The organism is Pseudomonas trutticola BRTCR10 (genome assembly GCF_056155105.1).
Genome location: NZ_CM149552.1, coordinates 5,509,385 through 5,528,414 on the forward strand (window position 1 = coordinate 5,509,385; position 19,030 = coordinate 5,528,414).

Annotated in this window: 19 protein-coding genes and 1 tRNA gene; 15 read left to right on the plus strand and 5 right to left on the minus strand. The window is 59.2% G+C overall.

Translation table 11 applies throughout. The features are described 5' to 3' along the window. Positions 1–115 precede the first annotated feature (115 nt). Positions 116–1,333, minus strand: coding sequence for an MFS transporter (locus ACVVH8_RS24980; protein WP_201236818.1), 1,218 nt, complete (start codon positions 1,331–1,333; stop codon positions 116–118). Between the two features lie 333 nt (positions 1,334–1,666). On the opposite strand from ACVVH8_RS24980, the gene ACVVH8_RS24985 reads away from it, so the two are divergent. Continuing rightward, a complete protein-coding gene (locus ACVVH8_RS24985) occupies positions 1,667–3,724 on the plus strand; it encodes a methyl-accepting chemotaxis protein (protein WP_475226880.1) in 2,058 nt (685 codons plus the stop codon). Here ACVVH8_RS24985 and ACVVH8_RS24990 read toward each other — a convergent pair. Then, positions 3,717–4,619 carry a LysR substrate-binding domain-containing protein gene (locus ACVVH8_RS24990; RefSeq protein WP_103306065.1) on the minus strand — a complete coding sequence of 301 codons (903 nt, stop codon included), beginning with the start codon at positions 4,617–4,619 and terminating at the stop codon, positions 3,717–3,719. The genes ACVVH8_RS24985 and ACVVH8_RS24990 overlap by 8 nt on opposite strands. A 227-nt stretch (positions 4,620–4,846) precedes the next feature. On the opposite strand from ACVVH8_RS24990, the gene ACVVH8_RS24995 reads away from it, so the two are divergent. The 6 genes from ACVVH8_RS24995 to ACVVH8_RS25020 all read left to right on the plus strand — a co-directional run bounded on the left by ACVVH8_RS24995 (position 4,847) and on the right by ACVVH8_RS25020 (position 10,458). Continuing rightward, a complete protein-coding gene (locus tag ACVVH8_RS24995; RefSeq protein WP_475226882.1) occupies positions 4,847–5,965 on the plus strand; it encodes an ABC transporter ATP-binding protein in 1,119 nt (372 codons plus the stop codon). 15 nt (positions 5,966–5,980) lie between these two features. Further along, positions 5,981–6,901, plus strand: coding sequence for an ABC transporter permease (locus tag ACVVH8_RS25000; protein ID WP_475226885.1), 921 nt, complete (start codon positions 5,981–5,983; stop codon positions 6,899–6,901). Further along, on the plus strand, positions 6,901–7,707 hold the full coding sequence (locus ACVVH8_RS25005; RefSeq protein WP_103306062.1) for an ABC transporter permease: 807 nt from the start codon (positions 6,901–6,903) through the stop codon (positions 7,705–7,707). The genes ACVVH8_RS25000 and ACVVH8_RS25005 overlap by 1 nt, the downstream gene beginning before the upstream one ends. Positions 7,708–7,734: 27 nt before the next feature. Then, positions 7,735–8,781, plus strand: coding sequence for an ABC transporter substrate-binding protein (locus ACVVH8_RS25010; RefSeq protein ID WP_213026581.1), 1,047 nt, complete (start codon positions 7,735–7,737; stop codon positions 8,779–8,781). Positions 8,782–8,841: 60 nt separating this feature from the next. After that, positions 8,842–10,296, plus strand: a complete 1,455-nt coding sequence (locus tag ACVVH8_RS25015; RefSeq protein WP_475226887.1) for an amidase — start codon at positions 8,842–8,844, stop codon at positions 10,294–10,296. A gap of 85 nt (positions 10,297–10,381) precedes the next feature. Further along, a tRNA-Met gene (locus ACVVH8_RS25020) sits at positions 10,382–10,458 on the plus strand. Between the two features lie 116 nt (positions 10,459–10,574). Here the strand turns inward: ACVVH8_RS25020 and ACVVH8_RS25025 are convergent. Beyond that, entirely contained in the window at positions 10,575–11,045 is a 471-nt protein-coding gene (locus ACVVH8_RS25025; protein ID WP_315446494.1) for a helix-turn-helix transcriptional regulator, read from the minus strand. A 294-nt stretch (positions 11,046–11,339) separates the two neighbouring features. On the opposite strand from ACVVH8_RS25025, the gene ACVVH8_RS25030 reads away from it, so the two are divergent. The 6 genes from ACVVH8_RS25030 to ACVVH8_RS25055 all read left to right on the plus strand — a co-directional run bounded on the left by ACVVH8_RS25030 (position 11,340) and on the right by ACVVH8_RS25055 (position 14,144). After that, entirely contained in the window at positions 11,340–12,587 is a 1,248-nt protein-coding gene (locus tag ACVVH8_RS25030; protein WP_475226889.1) for an S-type pyocin domain-containing protein, read from the plus strand. A gap of 4 nt (positions 12,588–12,591) precedes the next feature. After that, a complete protein-coding gene (locus tag ACVVH8_RS25035; RefSeq protein ID WP_475226892.1) occupies positions 12,592–12,846 on the plus strand; it encodes a bacteriocin immunity protein in 255 nt (84 codons plus the stop codon). Further along, a complete protein-coding gene (locus ACVVH8_RS25040; RefSeq protein WP_249412072.1) occupies positions 12,843–13,130 on the plus strand; it encodes a bacteriocin immunity protein in 288 nt (95 codons plus the stop codon). Before ACVVH8_RS25035 ends, ACVVH8_RS25040 begins: the two co-directional genes overlap by 4 nt. Further along, positions 13,117–13,476: a bacteriocin immunity protein gene (locus tag ACVVH8_RS25045; protein WP_401302645.1), complete on the plus strand. Its 360-nt coding sequence runs from the start codon at positions 13,117–13,119 to the stop codon at positions 13,474–13,476. Before ACVVH8_RS25040 ends, ACVVH8_RS25045 begins: the two co-directional genes overlap by 14 nt. 149 nt (positions 13,477–13,625) lie before the next feature. After that, positions 13,626–13,760, plus strand: a complete 135-nt coding sequence (locus tag ACVVH8_RS25050) for a bacteriocin immunity protein (RefSeq protein WP_315446532.1) — start codon at positions 13,626–13,628, stop codon at positions 13,758–13,760. 126 nt (positions 13,761–13,886) lie between these two features. Next, positions 13,887–14,144: a bacteriocin immunity protein gene (locus ACVVH8_RS25055; RefSeq protein ID WP_213026584.1), complete on the plus strand. Its 258-nt coding sequence runs from the start codon at positions 13,887–13,889 to the stop codon at positions 14,142–14,144. A gap of 78 nt (positions 14,145–14,222) precedes the next feature. Here ACVVH8_RS25055 and ACVVH8_RS25060 read toward each other — a convergent pair whose 3' ends face one another. Then, on the minus strand, positions 14,223–15,335 hold the full coding sequence (locus ACVVH8_RS25060; RefSeq protein ID WP_475226895.1) for a DUF2817 domain-containing protein: 1,113 nt from the start codon (positions 15,333–15,335) through the stop codon (positions 14,223–14,225). Between the two features lie 267 nt (positions 15,336–15,602). Here ACVVH8_RS25060 and ggt point away from each other — a divergent pair, with 267 nt between their 5' ends. Both ggt and ACVVH8_RS25070 read left to right on the plus strand, forming a co-directional pair. Continuing rightward, entirely contained in the window at positions 15,603–17,435 is a 1,833-nt protein-coding gene (gene ggt / locus ACVVH8_RS25065; RefSeq protein ID WP_475226898.1) for a gamma-glutamyltransferase, read from the plus strand. A 57-nt stretch (positions 17,436–17,492) separates the two neighbouring features. Next, entirely contained in the window at positions 17,493–18,305 is an 813-nt protein-coding gene (locus ACVVH8_RS25070; protein ID WP_475226901.1) for a MerR family transcriptional regulator, read from the plus strand. A 28-nt stretch (positions 18,306–18,333) separates the two neighbouring features. On the opposite strand, the gene ACVVH8_RS25075 is transcribed toward ACVVH8_RS25070, so the two are convergent. Further along, entirely contained in the window at positions 18,334–18,966 is a 633-nt protein-coding gene (locus ACVVH8_RS25075) for a LysE family translocator (protein WP_475226904.1), read from the minus strand. Between the last annotated feature and the right edge of the window lie 64 nt (positions 18,967–19,030).

Below are 19,030 nucleotides of genomic sequence, written 5' to 3' on the forward strand. Positions count from 1 at the left end.
TTTAATAAAAAGACTTCCCACAGCCTCATGAAAAAACCTTACCGGAAAAGGCCGCGTTTCACACGCGGCTTTTTTGTGCCTGAAATTTATGGCCCAACATCTTTTCCTTGTGGAGTCAGGCCTTTTTGGTGCGCGGCAAGAAGATCGCCAACACGCCAAACAACGGCAGGAACGAGCAGAGGAAATACACATACTCAATCCCATGCACATCCGCCAGATGCCCGAGCAACGCCGCACCAATCCCGCCAAACCCGAACATCAAACCGAAGAACACCCCGGCAATCATCCCGACATTGCCCGGCACCAACTCCTGCGCATAAACCACAATCGCCGAGAACGCCGAGGCCAGAATGAAGCCGATCACCACGCTGAGGACGCTGGTCCAGAACAGATCGACGTGGGGCATCAGCAAGGTAAATGGCGCCACACCAAGGATCGAGAACCAGATCACCGCCTTACGCCCGATCTTGTCGCCGATCGGCCCGCCGAAGAACGTCCCCGCCGCCACCGCACCGAGAAACAGGAACAGGTGCAACTGCGAACTGGCCACCGACAGGTCGAACTTCTCGATCAGGTAAAAGGTGAAATAGCTTGTGAGGCTGGCCATGTAGAAATACTTCGAAAACACCAACAGCCCCAGCACCACCAGCGCACTGGTCACCCTGCCCTTCGACAACCCGTGAGTCGCTGCCTGGCCGGCCTTGAGCTTGAACAGGTTGAGGTGATGGGCGTACCAGCGACTGATGCGGTACAGCACGAACAGCGCAAACACCGCGAACAAGCCAAACCACGCCACATTGCCCTGACCGAACGGAATGATGATCGCCGCCGCCAGCAACGGGCCGAACGCGGAACCTGCGTTACCGCCGACCTGGAACGTCGACTGCGCCAGACCAAAGCGTCCGCCCGACGCCAGGCGCGCTATCCGCGAGGCCTCGGGGTGAAAGGTCGAGGAACCGATACCGATCAGCGCCGCCGCCAGCAGAATCATAGGAAAGCTGCCGACCACCGACATCATCACGATGCCAATCAGCGTGCAAATCGAGCCTACCGGCAACAGCCACGGTTTCGGATGCCGGTCAGTGTGATAACCGACCCACGGCTGCAACAGCGACGCGGTCAGTTGAAAGGTCAAGGTGATCAGGCCGACTTGAGTAAAGCTCAGATCGTATTTGGCCTTGAGCATCGGATAGATCGACGGCAACACCGACTGAATCAAATCGTTGATCAAATGCGCCAGCGCCACAGCGCCGATGATACGCATCACCAATGGGCTGCTTTGCGGAGCAGCGGGCGCCGAGGCAGCGGCGGTCTGAACGTTGCTGGTAGACATGGAAGTTTCCGGACAACAGATGGGTGCACGCAGGCAGGTGCGCCAATGTGCCATTTTTCGGTGCGCCAGCGCCATCCCCTTAGCCAGCTAACTAACTGACTGATCGTCGACTGCAAAGTGATAGCGCAACGCCATGGTCTGAATCTTGCCTTGCTTCATCCCTTGAACGCGGGCGCCTTACAAAGGCAACCGACAATGGGAAGTTTCGCTACAGAGCCGGCCTACAGAGCGGGCGAGAGTGAACTTTCGAGGCCTTTTAGCAGGGCACAACATCAACGTCGAACGACCGCGATGCACGCCGATGGTGCGTGGTGTCCAGAGGAGTCATGGGGCATGCAGGCTTTCCTTTCACCGGGGATCAAATTGCTGGGGCGGTTTGGTTTCGCGCGTAAATTCCAGCTGTTGTTTCTGCTGTTTATCCTGCCATTGGCCGGCAGCCTGTTGATGATCGGCCAGGACTATCGCGACAAGCTCAATCTGATTTCCGGCGAACGTGCCGGCGTGCGGCAGTTGCTCGCCCTCGATGCGCTGGACAACCTGCTCGCCGCGCAACGCGACCGCGCCGCTCGCTGGCGTGCCACGGAAACCAATCGTCAGCCGACACCGGCCACGCTCGCCGCCATGGGTGCGTTCGACGCGGTACAACCGGCAGTGCTGCAAGCCACCACGGACTTGGGCAACGCGTTGAACCACGAAGGTGCCGAAGGCGAAACCCTGGCCCGCTATCAGGCGCTGCAAAGCGCACTCAACGGCCTGGACTCGAAAAACCTCAGCGGTGTCGGTTGGTGGCCGGATGGCTACGACCGCTTCACCAACGCCCTCAGCGCCCTGCAAGCGTTGCGCGAGCAGATCGTCATGGACAATCGCCTGACCCTCGCACCGTGGCTGGAAACCTATCTGCTGACACAGATTTCCACGCAGCACGCGCCAGACCTGATCGAACGCGTCGGCCGACTCGCTGCGGTCGGTCAGGCCTCAGTCGTCTCCGGCCAATTCACCCTGCAGAGCCGTTTGCAGTTGCGCGACCTGCGCAGCCGCATCGGCGATGCCCGCGAGCAACTGGTCAAAACCGCCACGCTGCTCGAAGCGCGCCTGCCGAAAGACCAGCAGAGCTGGGCCAGCCAATACCACGACAGCCTGAAACACCTCGACAGCGGTTTGAAGGTCCTTGATGACGGCGTGTTCGGCGGCAGCATCAATCTCAAACCGGAAGACTTCGAACGCAGCCTCGACGCCCTGCTGGCTGACCTCGCCTCACTGCGCCAGCAATCGCTGGTATCACTGGATCAGCGACTCGACGCCTACCACAACTCGGCGATCCGCCAGTTCATCCTCGTCGCGGCAATCTTCGGCTGCCTGCTGCTGGCAGCGCTGTACTTGTTCATCTGCCTGCAAGCCTCGATCCGCCGCAGCGCCAGCGGCATTACCGTGCTTGCCGAAGCGTTGCGTGACGGCAATCTGAGCCTGCAAGTGCCGGTGGTGGGTCGCGACGAATTGGCGGCGATCAGCAACGCGCTCAACGTTGCCGTGGTGCAACTGCGCACAAGCATGCTTGGCGTCGATCACGAGACCTCGCAACTGAGCAACGCGGTGCGCAGCCTCAACGAACACTCCAGCGGCGCTCTCGGCGAAGTTGAAGCGCAACAGTTGCAGATCAGCCAGATCGCCGCTGCCGCCACGCAATTGGCCGCCACCTCGCAAGGCGTGGCGCAAAGCTGCGAACAGGCGTCCGGCAGCGCTCAGCACACTCGGCGTATCGCCGCCGACAGTAGCCGCGACAGCCAGCGCACCACGGCGAGTATTCAGCAACTCAATCAGCGTTTGAACGACACCGCAGCGGCATTGGGCCGGGTCAGCGAGCAAGGCCAGCAGATTCAATTGGTGGTCGATACCATTCGCGGCGTCGCCGAACAGACCAACCTGCTCGCGCTCAACGCAGCGATTGAAGCGGCACGCGCCGGTGAGCAGGGTCGCGGCTTTGCTGTGGTGGCTGATGAGGTGCGCAGTCTGTCGCAACGCACGCAGTCGTCCACTGCGCAGATCGCCGGCACGGTCGACAGCCTGCGCGCTACGGTCAACGAAGCGGTGAGCTTGATGGAAGCCGCGTGCGGCCAGGCGCAAACCGATGCCGAGTCGGTCACCGGCCTCGGTGAGCGCTTGGGCGAAATCGCCAGTGCGGTGCAGAGCGTCACTGACACGCTGGCGCAGATCGCAACGGCGGTTGAAGAGCAGGCGAGCACTGCTGATGAAGTCAGCGGCAATATCCAGCAGGTCGATCAAGCCGCTGTGCGTTTGCTCGAAGGCGCACGTGCGGTAAACCTTGCAGCGGACACGCTGAGCCAGGGCAGCAAGGCACTGAGCGACAACACCGCACGCTTCCGTCTCAGTTGATCACTGCCTCGGGGAAATCCGTTTCCAGTTCAGCCTTGAGCCATTGAATAAACCACGCCACGTCCGCCGAGAGCTCGGCGGACGGCGTGAGTACCCGATAGCTCTCCAGCTTCACCTGAGCGTCTACCGCGCGCACCAGTTTGCCGCTGGCGAGTTCATGGCGCACCAGCACCTCGTTGGCCAGCGCGATGCCTTGTCCGCTCTCGGCGACTGACAGCGCGTGGTCATTGTTGACGTAGAGCATGTCGGAATTGAGATGGATATCGAGGTCGTGGGCGGCGAACCACAGGTTCCACCATTCGCCGTCATCGACGTGGATCAGTTCGTGTCTGACCAGATCGGCCGGGCTGTTGATGGGGGCGATGCTGGCCAGATACGCCGGGGTGCAGATCGGAAAAACCCGCGGACAAATCAGCGCTTCCCTTGAGTCGGCGTACTGCCCGTCGAGGCCATAGACGATACCTAGATCCGCGCTTTTGCCATCCACTTCGGTGAAGGTCGAATTCGGCTCGATCGCCAGTTTCAATCCCGGGCGCAGATGGCGCAGCGCTTCGATGCGTGGCATCAACCAGCGCTTGGCAAACCCCGGTACCACCATGATGCGCAACCAGCGCTCGGCGTCTTTCGGCCGGGCTTCCTTGCCGGCCTCGATGATCAACTGCAACGCCGCGCTGATCTTGCGGTGGTACTTCTCCCCGGCCGGCGTCAGGTTGACCCCGCGCGAGGTCCTCTCGAACAGTTGAATGCCCAACCAGTCTTCAAGCAATTTCACATGCCGGCCAATCGCAGGCTGGGTCACGTGCAGGGCTTTCGAGGCTTCGACATAGCTGCCCAACCGGGCTGCCGCATCAAAGGCACGCACCGCGTTGAGCGGCGGCAAACGGTGGTCGGGCATGATTCCTGGCACCTTCGGCTGTTAAATTAACTAACACCTGCCATGTTTAAATTGAAGTGTCGCGCCGCGCAACCCCTGGCTGATAATCGAGCCACAGCAGAACAAAAAAACAGCTGGTTTCACACCCGAACGCAATCTCGATCCTGCCCAAAAAAATAATATCCATGGCCCGACGGCGGCGCTTTTTCATAGCGAGTCGCAGGCGATGGGGGAATCGGAGGTAACGCATGAATGCCCTGCATTCGCTGCAAACGCTGGCGGTCTCGATCCGCTCAGTGCGCAAGGTTTACGGTGATCCGCACACAGGTCCGGTGGCGCTGAAAAGCATCGACCTGGACATCCGCGACAACGAGTTCTTCACCCTTCTGGGCCCGTCCGGCTGCGGCAAGACCACGCTGCTGCGGATGATCGCCGGTTTCGAATTTCCCACACAAGGCGAGATCCTGCTCTACGGCGAAAACATCGCTGATCGCCCGCCGTTCCAGCGCCCGGTCAACACGGTGTTTCAGCATTACGCGCTGTTCCCGCACATGACCATCGCCGAGAACCTCGCTTTCGGCCTCGAATCGCACCCGATGGGCAAAGTCCTCACCAAAGCGCAGATCGCCGAGCGCGTCCGCGAGATGTTGGCGCTGGTGCAGATGGAGCGTTTCGCTAATCGCAAACCGGCGCAACTGTCGGGCGGCCAGCAACAACGTGTCGCTCTCGCCCGCGCCTTGGCGCCGCATCCGAAAGTGTTGCTGCTCGATGAACCGCTCTCCGCGCTCGATCTCAAGCTGCGTCAGGCCATGCGCGAAGAGCTGAAAACCATTCAGGCGAAAACCGGTATCACCTTCATCTTCGTCACCCACGACCAGGAGGAAGCGCTGACCATGTCCGATCGCATCGCCGTGTTGTCCGAAGGCGAAGTGCAGCAGGTCGGGCGGCCGGAGGACATCTACGAACGGCCGCGCAATCGCTTCGTCGCCGACTTCATTGGCGAAACCAATTTCATCGAAGGCACCGTCACTCGCGTGGAAGACGGTCAGGCGTGGTTCGCCGGGCCGGCGGGTCATCCATTGCCCGCTCAACCATGCAGCGATGTACAGGTCGGCGCCAACGTCACCTTGTCGGTACGCCCCGAGCGCCTGCATCTGGTAGCGGCAACCACCGAGGCCGCATTGCCGTGCCGGATCGAGGCGCAGATCTACCTCGGCACCGACCTGCAATATCAGGTCAGCCTCAGCGACGGTTCGCGCCTCACCGTGCGTACGCCCAATTGCGTCGACCAGAGCCTGCGCTTTGCCGTCGGTTCTCAGGCCGGTCTGTTGTTCGACCGTGGAAGCGCCAGCGTCCTGCACGATTGAGCCGGAGGAATTGCCATGCACGCCTTACCGATTGCCAACACGCTGGAGCGCCGCAAAGCCTTCCAGAGTTTCCTCGGGGTCAGCCCGGCGCTGATCGCCATCGGCCTGTTTCTGCTGGTGCCGATTCTGATCGTCATCGGCTATTCGTTGATGGAGGCCAACCCCTACGGCGGGGTCAACAAAGTCTTCAGCAGTGACGCTTACACCTCGCTGCTGTTCGAGCGGCAACTGGACGACAGCCTCGCGTTTGCCGATTCGTATCTGATCATCGCCCTGCGCTCGATCGGCATTGCCGGACTGACCACGATCATCACGCTGCTGATCGGTTTTCCGGTGGCGGTGTGGCTGGCCATGCAGCCGGCGCATCGGCGTGGCTTGTTGATCTTTCTGATCACCGTGCCGTTCTGGGCCAACCTGTTGATCCGTACGTATGCGTGGATTTTGCTGCTGCGTAACACCGGAGTGATCAACAACAGCCTGATGGGCCTGGGCGTTATTCACGAACCATTGCAGTTGCTCTACACCGACGGCGCGGTACTGCTGGGGCTGGTTTACACCTACGCGCCGTTCGTGGTGCTGCCGATTTACGTGACGCTGGAAAAGATGGATATCCGCCTGCTCGAAGCGGCGCAGGATCTCTACGCCGGACGTGTGCGCACGTTACGCAAAGTGGTTTTGCCAATCGCCAAACCGGGGATTCTGGCCGGCGCCATCCTCACCTTTGTGCCGTGCCTGGGCGCGATGATCGCCCCGGAACTGCTCGGTGGCGGCACCCGAATGATGCTCGGCAACCTGATCTTCCGGCAGTTCAGCGATGCGCGTAACTGGCCGTTTGGCGCAGCGCTGTCGCTGGTGCTGATGGCCGCCGTGATGCTGGTGCTGACCGTGTATGCCCTGCGCGCCGAGCGCCAGCGCATCGCCAAAGGAGGTGCGTAATGCTCACGCTATTCAAACGCAAAGGGCTGGGTGTGCAGGACTTCCCCGGTTTCGGTGGTTTCAGCTTTCTGTTCTATCTGTACCTGTACGCGCCGATCGTGGTGCTGGTGGTGTTCTCGTTCAACGCCAACCAATCGGCGACGGTGTGGACCGGGTTCAGCCTCGACTGGTACCGCGCCGCATTCGCCAATCAGGCTTTGCGCCAGGCCGCCGGCAACAGCCTGTTGATCGCCGTCTGCGCCAGCATGATCGCCACGGCGATTGCCACCCTCGCCGCCCTCGGCACCTCGCGCGGGGCCAAGTTCAAGGGCCTGCAATTGTCGATGGGCGCAATCATGTTGCCGCTGGTGCTGCCGGAAATTGTCGTCGGTGTGGCGACGCTCGCATTGTTCTCAACCATCGGCCTGTCGCTGGGTTACGGCAACCTGATCATCGCGCATACGGTGTTCTGCATTCCCTTCGCCTACTTGCCGATTCGGGCGCGGCTGAACGACATGGACCTGTCGCTGGAGCAAGCCTCGGCCGACCTCTACGCCGGCCCGTGGCGAACCTTTCGCAAAGTGACTTTGCCGCTGCTGATGCCGGGGATTTTCTCCGGGCTGATGCTGGCCTTCATCGTCTCACTGGACAACTTCGTGATCTCGATGATGGTCTCGCAGGCCGGCACCACGACCCTGCCGATTTTCATTTTCGGCCTGCTACGCATGGGTGTGACACCCGACGTCAACGCCGTGTCGACGCTGATCCTCGGCGTCTCGGTGCTGTTCGTCAGCCTCTCTTATCTGTTGGGTAAAAAGAACGCCTGATCCTTCTACGACCTGTGGGGAAATAGCATGAGCAAGTGGATAAAAAGCGTCGGCACTTCGTTGTTCCTGACATTGCCGCTGAGCATGGCCGCGAGTGTTCAGGCCGCCGAGAAACTCAACGTGGTGAGCTGGAGCGGCTACTTTTCGCCGGAGATTCTCGCCAAGTTCCAGAAGCAGACCGGCATCGAAGTCACCGTCGATTCCTACGACTCCAACGAGACTTTGTTGGCGAAATTGAAACAGGGCGGCGCCGGTTATGACGTGGCGATTCCGTCGCACCAGTTCATCCCGATCCTGATCAAGGAAAACCTGCTGGAGCGCTTCGACCCGGTCAAAGAGCCCTACTACGCCAGCGTTGTGGATAACCTGAAAAAACCGAGCTGGGACCCGGAAGGTGCGTATTCGGTGCCGTTCATCTGGGGCACCACCAGCGTCGTGCTCGACAGTGCGCGCTACAAAGGCCCGGCCGACAGCTACAAGGTTTTGTATGAGCCGCCAGCCGAGTTGCAGGGGCGCATCAACATGTTCGATTCGGTCAGCGACATGGTCGACATGGCCAGCCTCTATCTGAACATTCCGCTGTGCAGCGAAGACCCAAAACAGATGCAGCAAGTGCTGACGCTGCTCAAGGCGCAGAAGCCGTTCGTGAAAACCTACAGCTCCAAGGCCGGTTCGATTCGCGAGAACCTCGCTTCGGGTGAAATCGACATGTCGATGTTCTGGGGCGGTTCGTCAATGCGCGCCCGCGAGATGAAACCGACGCTGAAATACCTCTACCCGAAAGAAGGCGTGCTGGCCTGGGTCGACAACATGGTCATCCCCACCGGCAGCAAGAATCCGGCGAATGCCAAGGCGTTCATCGCCTTCCTCAGCCAACCGGAAAACTCGGCAATGACGCAGAACTTCCTCAAGCACCAGAGCCCGATCAAAGGCGTCGAACCGTTCCTCGATGCAGCGCTCAAGGATGCGCCGGAACTGCACATCCCCGAGGGCACCAACGTGGTGTTCAGCAAGACTTGCGGCGAAGGCGCGATCCGTCTCGCTGATCGTCTCTGGACCAACCTGATGCGTTGATCTCTATCGCCCCGTCACACTGGCGGGGCGTTTTTCCAGCCGTCTGAAAGGCCGCTTGCAATGAACGCTAACAACATCAGCGAACTGGTCCTGTTGCAGGCCCATGAACTCGCCGAACGCATCCGCCTGCGCCAGGTTTCCTGCCGGGAAGTGATGCAGACTTACCTTGCCCATATCGAACGTTTCAATCCGCTGGTGAATGCGCTGATCAGCCTGCAGTCACCGGAACATCTGCTGGCTCAGGCCGATGAACGCGATGCCGAACTGGCGCGTGGCGAATACCGTGGCTGGATGCATGGCTTGCCTCATGCGATCAAGGATCTTTCGCTGACTCAAGGCATTCGCACCACGCTGGGTTCGCCGCTGTACAAGGATTTTGTGCCCGAGCGCGACGGCATCATGGTCGAGCGGATCAAGGCAGCCGGCGCAATCATTATCGGCAAGACCAACACCCCGGAATTCGGCCTCGGTTCGCAAAGCTACAACCCGTTGTTTGGTGCCACTGGCTGCGCTTTTGACCCGGGCAAAACCGCGGGTGGCAGTAGCGGTGGCGCGGCGGCCGCACTGGCGATGCATCTGGTGCCGGTGGCGGATGGCAGCGACATGATGGGTTCGCTGCGCAATCCGGCGGCGTTCAATAACATCTTTGGTTTTCGTCCGTCGCAGGGACGCGTGCCGTTTGATGACAGTGCTGATCTGTTCTTCGATCAGTTGGGTTACGAAGGGCCGATGGCGCGCAGCGTGAGGGATGCGGCGTTGCTGCTGTCGGTGCAGGCGGGGGGCGATGCGCGGGCGCCGCTGTCCATTGCTGAATCCGGTGAGGCGTTTGCGGCGCCGTTGGAGCGGGATTTCAAAGGCACGCGGATGGGTTGGCTGGGGGATTTCAGCGGTTATCTGCCGATGGAGAGCGGCGTGCTGTCGCTGTGTCAGAAGACCTTTGCCGATTTTGAAAGCCTCGGCTGCCACGTTGAGTCGGTTGAGCCGGGCTTCGCGCCTGAGCGGCTGTGGAGCAGTTGGCGCACGTTGCGGCACTGGATGGTCGCCGGGTCTTTGGGCGCAACCTATGCCGATCCGCAGAAACGCGCGTTGTTGAAACCGGAAGCGATCTGGGAAGTGGAAAACGGTCTGAAGCTTTCGGCCAGCGAAGTGTTCGCCGCCTCGGTGGTGCGCAGTGATTGGTATCGGGCGATTTCCCGACTGTTCGAACGCTACGATTACCTGTTGCTGCCCAGCGCCCAGGTCTTCCCGTTCGATAAAACCCAGCCGTGGCCGACGTCGATTGAAGGCGTGGCGATGGACACGTATCACCGCTGGATGGAGGTGGTCATCCCCGGCACGTTATCCGGTTGCCCGGTGGCGAGCGTTCAGGCCGGCTTCAATGCACAGGGGTTGCCGATGGGGTTGCAGATCATCGGCCGGCATCAGGCGGACTTCGCGGTTCTGCAACTGGCGCACGCTTATGAACAGGCCAGCCGCTGGTTCCAGCGCTGTCCTTCGCCCCTTCTGAGCCAGTAATTTTGATAAACGGTTGAAAGCGTAGAAAAAATTTTAAATTTACGCTTGACGCTTTTCCATTTCAGGGGAATAATGCGCGCCACTTGGCTACATAGCTCAGTTGGTTAGAGCATAGCATTCATAATGCTGGGGTCCGGGGTTCAAGTCCCTGTGTAGCCACCAAGTACTAAAAACGGCTTACCGAAAGGTAGGCCGTTTTTTTATGCCTCGAGAAAAGCCTCTTCAATCTGTTTGTCCAAGGTATTGGTGCACCTTGGTTCCGCGTTCTTTGGATTACTTCAAACTTCTTTTTCTTCGTCGCTCGTTTTGGTCGCTGCCTGTGCGATCAGGGCGTCGAGCATCTGCGCAATAACCTTCTGTTGAACCTTCGAAAGCTCATTGATCGACTGCAACCGTCGATACCACGTCGAGGTCAAACTGCGTCTGGGCTTCTCCGTGTACGAGGGCACCCCGAGCAGGTCTTCAACAGGCACGCGAAGCGCAAATGCCATCTTCACCAGCGTCGTGACCGGCATGCTGCGCGTGCCCTCCTCGTAGCCCTGAAAGGTCTGCCGGGAAAGACCTAAAGCCCGTGCAAACCGAGTCTGTGTGATCTCGTGCACGGTGCGTAAGTGAGCAATGCGACTGCCCATCGCCACCAGAAAATCGCGATCCTCATTGGAAATGCTCATGACAATGGCCGACTGCAAATAGAGTTGAATGGCAACGAACTCATCCTTTTCATCTGAAATCCATCCTGGAAAAAACAACAGAAACCATCCTCAGGCAGCGGTGCGTAAGTTGTCGACCTGAAAATTCTGTAGGAGAAATGCAGACTGCCCCGCCATCCAAACCGAAAGACTACAAGCCCGAAATACCGCTGGTTCATCCGGATCAATCGCCCATCAACAGGTTGAGAGAGCGCCGTAGGAAACGGCTTCGATCAAGGTACGAATCGGATTTCGTAAATCCAGGCGCCTGAAACTCACCCCATCGGTTTGCCCGAAATCCCGACTGACCGACAAGCTTCCCTGGCTCGATTCAAAGCCATACAGGGAGTTGTCATGGCTCGATTCAAATCTCTCTTCGATGAAGACTGGCCTTGGAAACGTCCGAGAAGGAAAGGCTCATGGGCCGCTTGGAATCCGCCTCCCCCGCCGGAGCCGGTGTACATCGAAAAGGATGAATGGCCAACGCCCAGGCCCCGCGAAGATCAGGTGTTCGCCAAGTCCTGCACGCCGGGAAACTGGTGCCGAACGGACGCCGGCACGGTGCCCGAGTCCGCTGCCAACTTCGGCAAGATCATGGTCGCGGGTGCCATGCTCTTTCCCTCCGCCAGCACCGCTGTCGCGACCGCGATAGGTGCCGATCTGGCCTTGGGCCGCTTGGCCGGCGGCGGGATTCTGCAACAACGCCTCAACTGGGCCATTCGCGGCGCGGGCGGGCCGGCCAGTGTGTTCGTCCTCGGGATGCTGCCGACCCGAATGGGCGACGGCACGCTGCACACCGATGACCAACTACGCAGCATGACCCGCGCCAGCACTCGCGTGCGCTTCCAGTTCCGGCGTGATGCCGAAGGCGCCATGCAGATTTACGGCATCCACTCCGGCGCCTCGGGCGATGACTCGGTGCGCACTGTCAAAGTCGAGTGGAACAGCGACAAGACTGCGATGGAGGCCAAGCTCAACGGCATTACCATTTTGTGGACGCCACAACGCGGGCCACTCGGTTCTATGCCGCCGCTGGTCTATCCAGAACACGCCGAGCAACTGAACACGATCCTTGTTCATCCGATTTCAGAAAATACTGATAGCCAGATAGAAGGCCTGCCCGGCGAGGAAATTACTGCCGAAGATTGTATTCTGGTGTTTCCGGTGGACACTGGTTTGAAGTCGCTGTATGTGGTGTTTTCGAGGCCGGCCAGACTGACGCCGGGTACGGTGACTGGGATTGGTGAGGATGTTCCGGGTATATGGCTTGCTGGAGCCGGAACGGGGATCGGTGCGCCGATTCCGACACGGATTGCGGACAGGCTGAGGGGGCGGGAGTTTTCAAGCTTTGATGCCTTCAGAAAGGCGTTTTGGACTGAGGTTGTGAATGATCCAGATTTGCGCAGCCAATTCATCCCGGACAATATTGAACGGATGCAGAATGGCAATGCGCCAAAGGCCCGCTACAGGGATTCCAATGGTTCAAAAGGCTCCTTTGAAATTCATCATGTCGATCCAATTTCAAAGGGCGGCGAGGTTTATCACGTAGACAATTTGCGGATCAACACGCCAAAAAACCACGCAGATATTCATCGGAAATAACTCAATGAAAAGCCGTCTTTCTGACTATACCGAAGCAGAGTTTCTAAGCTTTCTGCAAGAGATTCGAGCCGCCAACAAAAACGCTTCCGATGAAGTTCTCGACCCGCTGTTAGGCCGCTTTTGCACCATCACTGAACATCCAGATGGAACGGACTTGATCTACTACCCAGAAGATGGGGCAGATAATTCCAACGAAGGAATCATTGAAACCGTGAAAAGGTGGCGCGCCGCGAATGGACTGCCTGGCTTCAAGCAGTGAATTTCCTGCCCACAGAAAAAATCGTGGCAAAAATATCCAGCTACACAGAAGCCGAGTTTATCTGTTTCATCGAAAAGATACGGACCGCCAATAAGAGTGGCTCAGACGCAGAGTTTGGTGAGTTGCTGGCACAGTTCAGGAAGGTTACTGCCCACCCGGATGGAACCGATTTAATTTTTTATCCCGAGCCAACAGCAGACAGCTCTGCCGAGGGCATCACCAAGACTGTAAAGGAATGGCGAGCCGCGCAGGGTTTACCAGGGTTCAGCGGTGGAAACACCTGAATGTAGTCAAGCTGACAGTGGATTATGCACACAGGCCGGGGGCTCACCCTATCCAGAGTCGGATCAAGGACAAGGTGACAATCTGAACGATCCATTTATCAAAAGCAGCTTCTCGGATTACACGGAACAAGAGTTCATTGAGCTGCTTGAGCGCATCATGGGAAACGGTGAAACCGAAAAGGAAGAAAGCAGACTCGTATTTCACTTCAATTCTATTTGCGGACATCCCGAAGGATCCGATTTGATTTTCTATCCGGCCGAAGATGCCGATGACTCTGCGAAAGGCATCACCGAAACCGTGAAAGAATGGCGTGCTGCGAATGGACTTCCGGGTTTCAAGCAATAGTTATCGAACGCAAAATATGCTCCCTCCTTTTACCAAAAGCAGTATTTTCCGAGGCAGAGTTCGTCGCGCGGCTGGAAGAACTCGCCAAGGAAGATGAAGAAACTGAAAACGATGATCGTGCTGACATGCTGCTGTTGCACTTCTAGAAAATCAGCGAGCACCCAGCAGGTTCGGACCTGATCTACTATCGGAATCTGGAGCGGATAACTCCCCCCGAGGGTGTAACGCGAATTGTGAAAGACTGGCGAGCGGCGCAGGGGTCGCCAGGGTTCAAGGGTGCTTAACAACTCGCCGGATTATAGAGACGCGTCGCCCGATCAACAGCCCGGACCTGAGCAGGTTTCCTCGACTTCGAAAAATTACGGGTTAGCACGCCAAGAACTTACTTATTTTTTAGCGGGAGTAACAACTTGGCCAAGAAAATTTCTGACTGTAGGGAAGAGCAATTTATTTATCTGCTGCAGCAAATATTCATCTCAAACACAGACGGTACGTCAGAGACAGTGCTGGCGGATATGTTAGATAACTTCAGTGAACTGGCCGAACATCCCGCAGGCACTGACTTGATCTATTGGCCAGAGGATGAGGCGCAATGCTCCCCTGAAGGCATCACGGCGACAGTGAAAGAATGGCGCGTCGCGAATGGATTGCTTGGGTTTAAGCAATAATTGCTAATTTACACCTCGAGATAATCACCGAATTTGAGGCGAGGAGATAAAGCTCCTCACCTCAAGACTATGCCTGATCTACTCAGGTTTCTCTGTCGACAGGGCTAACAACCCCTTCGCCCAAATCTGCCGAGTCCGCAGCCCCACCATCGCCCGCCAATCCGGATCCGCCGGATAAAACTGCTCCAGCAGATTCAACTTGATCCCCCGCCCCGTCGCGTCCAGCGGATCGCCATGCAGATGCAACCAGTGGTCATCGCGTAAATGCCGATGCACCTCCGGCCCCGAATACGTTCCGCACTCGATCACGAACGGCATCAGTTGCACGTCGGGCAACGCATTGAGCAGCGCCTGCGAGGTGTAACCGGTAGCCGTCGCCGCCACTCCAGTTTCGCTCAGGGTGTCGGCGCCGGTGTGCAGGGTGTAGAGCCATGGGCCGTAGATCGCCTGGGCCTGCGCGAGTGCCGGGTAAGGCGCCTGGGTGATGGTCAGCAACATCGGATGACCGTACTCACCGGCGCCGGTGTGCAGGTCGAAGCACATTACGGTTTCAGCGCCAGCCACATGCGCATCGATGATCTGATGCAGCGTGCGATTCGACCAGCTCGGCGCGCGACCACCATAGAACAATCCATCGGGATGGCTGTGCTGACCGCCCTCGACAATCGACATCACCGCCGGCCAGCCGCACTCGTTGATCTGCGCATCGAGCAAGGCATCGGCGCGTTGTCGCTCGGGGCCGTTCAAGTCGCTGCACGCGTAGATTTCATGCAGTGCGGCGTAAGCGCGGTTTTCTGGGAGAGGCCCGGTGAAGTCGAGGTGATTGCGGTTGAGGTCGATGTTGTCTTCGTTCACCCGCCGCAGCCACGCCGTGCCCCACGGGTTGATGAGGTGCACCATCACCACCGCGACATCCTTGGGCAGCGAACCGGGCTTGAAGGTTTTCAGCCATTCGATCTGACAGTCCGAGCCGTAATAGCCCTCGACACCGTGCGTACCGCTGAGCGCAACCAGCCGACGCTTGGCCTGCGGATCGCCGAGCACGGCGACGTCGGTGCTCAGCGGTTCACCGAATGGCCCGCAGCGCGGATGCGCGTAGGAGGTGAGCGTGGCACCGGCGGCATTGGCGGCGGCCAGGAACTGTTCGCGTTGGTCGCGGTAGCTGGATTCGGTGGGGAACTCGCTGTGCATTCTTGGCCTCTTGTGATTTTTATGCCTTTGAACTGTAGGAGTGAGCCTGCTCGCGATCGCGCAATTACATTCAGCATCAATGCTGACTGGTCCAGCGCTATCGCGAGCAGGCTCACTCCTACAAGGGGATGTTCGTAGTCAATCAATTGCCACCGACCCTACAGAAAACTCGCCAAGGCATGAAGGAGAAACATACCAGCGGTTTGCGTCCTACACAGTCGGTCGATAAAGTCCCTCAGACTTTTATCCCACGGACGGAGAGCCCGCGTGTTTTCAGCCTTGCCCTTGAGCCGCTTTCGCCTGCCAGCCCTGACGCTGATCATCAGCGCCCTGACCCTCACCGCGTGCAACGCCCCGCCCTCCTCGACCTTGCCACTGGCTCCGGAAGCGGCCTCCGGTTACCGCACCGATCTGCAAACCCGCCAAGCCAGCAAACACATGGCCGCTGCTGCCAACCCGCTCGCCGCTGAAGCCGGTCGGGAGATGCTGCGTCAGGGCGGTTCGGCGATTGATGCGGCGATTGCGATGCAAGCGGTGCTGACGCTGGTCGAGCCGCAATCTTCCGGGATCGGTGGCGGCGCGATGATCGTGCTGTGGGACGGCAAACAGGTGCGCACTTATGACGGTCGCGAAACCGCTCCGGCCGGCGCCACCGAGAAGCTGTTCCTGCAAGCTGACGGCCAACCGATGTCGTTCCCGCAGGCACAGATCGGCGGTCGTTCGGTCGGTACGCCGGGCGTGTTGCGAGCGCTGGAGATGGCGCATAAACAACATGGTCGCCTGCCATGGGCGAAGCTGTTTGAGCCGGCAATCAAACTGTCCGAGCAAGGCTTTGCCATCTCCCCGCGTTTGCATTCGCTGCTGGAATCAGACCCGGTGATCCGCAAGTCGCCAGAGATGGCGAAATACTTCCTCAACGCCGATGGCAGCGTCAAAGCCGTCGGCACGCGTCTGCAAAACCCGGCGCTGGCTGCGGTGCTCAAACGCATCGCCAACGAAGGCCCGGACGCGTTGTACAAAGGCCCGATTGCCGAGGAAATCGTCGCCAAGGTTCAGGGCCACGCCAACCCCGGCAGCCTTTCGCTGAATGATCTTCAAGGTTACAAAGCCAAAGAACGCGCACCGCTGTGCACCGATTACAAACGCTGGCAGGTTTGCGGCATGCCGCCACCGTCGTCGGGCGGGATCGCGGTGGCGCAGATCCTCGGCACCTTGCAGGCGCTGGAAACCCGCGATCCACGTCTTTCCCTGACACCGCTCAAACCGGTGAAAACCGATAAGCCGGCCGGCATCGAACCTGATCCGCAAGCCGTGCATCTGATCGCCGAAGCCGAACGTCTGGCCTACGCCGACCGCGCGCAATACGTCGCCGATACCGACTTCGTGCCCGTGCCGGTCAAAGGCCTGGTCGATCCGGGCTATCTCGCCAGCCGCGCCAGCCTGATCGGCGAACGCAGCATGGGCAGCGCCAAACCGGGCACACCGCCGGGCGTGCAAGTGGCCTACGCCCCGGACCGCTCGCCGCTGCGCATCTCCACCTCGCAAGTCGTCGCGGTGGATGACCTCGGCGGCGCTGTGTCGATGACCACCACCATCGAAGCCGCGTTCGGCTCGCACCTGATGGTTCAGGGCTTTCTGCTGAACAACCAGATGACCGACTTCTCGTTCATCCCCGAAGAGAACGGGCAGAAAGTCGCCAACCGCGTCGAACCGGGCAAACGCCCACGCTCGTCGATGGCGCCGACGCTGATCTTCGATCGCAACAGCGGCGAGTTCGTCGCAACGGTCGGTTCTCCCGGCGGTTCGCAAATCATTGAGTACGTGGCGAAAACCACCGTCGGCCTGCTCGACTGGAACCTCGACCCGCAAAGCGCCATCAGCCTGCCCAACTTCGGCAGCCGCAACGGCCCGACCGAACTGGAACAAGGCCAGTTCAGCCCGGCACTGATTCAGGCGTTGAAGGACAAGGGCCACACGGTCAACGAAATCGACATGACCAGCGGCACCCAGGCGATCGTGCGGGTCAAGGATGCGCAGGGGAATGCGTCACTGGCCGGTGGCGCGGATCCACGGCGTGAAGGGGAAGCGTTGGGGGATTGAGTTTGCCCTTGGGGCAAGCTTTACCGTTGAGCCCAAGCAGCCAAAAGGAGAGGTTTCATGCTTACCATCGGACAAATGGCCCGCTGCCACGGGCTCACCACCAAGACTTTGCGCCACTACGACAGCATCGGTCTGTTCAGCCCGGCGGCCACCGGGCGCGACAACGGCTATCGCTATTACCGGCCGGAACAGATCGTTACGCTCGGGCGGATCATCTGGCTTAAACAATTGGGTCTGCCGCTGGAAGAGATTCGTGCACTGGCCGCCAACGGCGGGCTGGACAGTGTGATCAATCTGCGTGAAGCGCTCGAACAGCATGCGCAACAATTGAAGGCCGATATCCAGCGCAGTGAAAACGTCTTGGGACAATTGACCCGTTATCTTGCACAACCGGATCGTCCGTTGCCGGCCATGCAAATACCCGAACGGGTCGACTACCCGGCCCTGCGCATCATGGGCATGACCTGGCAGCAGGACGACGCAGGCACTATCGCCGAGATGTGGCAGCGCTTTGTGCCGCGAGAAGAGGAAATTGACCGACTGCACGAACCGCTCGGCACGTTCGGCGTGTGCCAGCCACTGGAGGACGGCCAATGGCGCTACATCGCCGGCCTGCCGGTGGGGCTCGATGCGCCACTGGTGTCAGGCATGGTCGAATTGCTGATACCTGCTCGTCGGTACGCTCGCGTCGAACACCACGGCACGGTCACGACGCTGCCGGAAACCTTCCGCGCCGCCTACAGCGAATGGCTGCCTGCCGCTGGCATGACACCCGCCGAAGGGATCGAATTCGAGTATTGCGGCGAGCGCTTTTTCGGCCCGATGGACCCGCGCAGCGTGGTCGAGCTGTACATCCCGTTGAAAGATTGAGGCAGTTGCCGAGGCCGCAAAAGCGGCCTCAGCGATTAGCCACCAAATGCGCACCAAACAACAGATAGCAACCGCCCGCCAGACGATCCAGCCATTGACGTGACCGCTCGTAAACACCGGCTACCCGTCGGCTGGCGAAAAACAGTGCCACGCTGCAATACCAACTGAACGACAGCGTCGCCATGGTCATCACCGCTAGTGCCAGCAGCAACGGCGGCACATGGGCCGGCATGGCGGTAGCAAAAATTGTCGCGACGAACAGTGCCGATTTCGGGTTGGTCATGTTGCCGAGAAAGCCGCGGCTATAAACACCCAGATACGTTTGTTTCGCAGCATCCGCCGCACCGGGGACAAGCGCAGCCTTGCACCGGAACTGCTTGAGACCCAGATAGATCAGGTAGCAACCGCCGGCAATCTTGAAGCCCAGATACAACGTCGGTGCAGCGCTGAACAGCGTCTTGATGCCCAAACCGCCGGCCAGCCCCCACAGTACCGTGCCGGTCGCCACACCCAGTGCCGCCACCACACCATGTCGACGAGACTGACTGGCCGCGAGCTGAGCAATATTGAAGAAGTTGGGACCGGGCGTGACTACGGCAACCGTCCACAACAACGCCAGCGACAGTAACGGAGCGAGATAACCGGTAACGGAAAGGTCCATGGGACACGTGCCTGATTGGTTCGACAAGGTCCCTACCTTGCTACATCCGTTGAAGGTTTTCCAT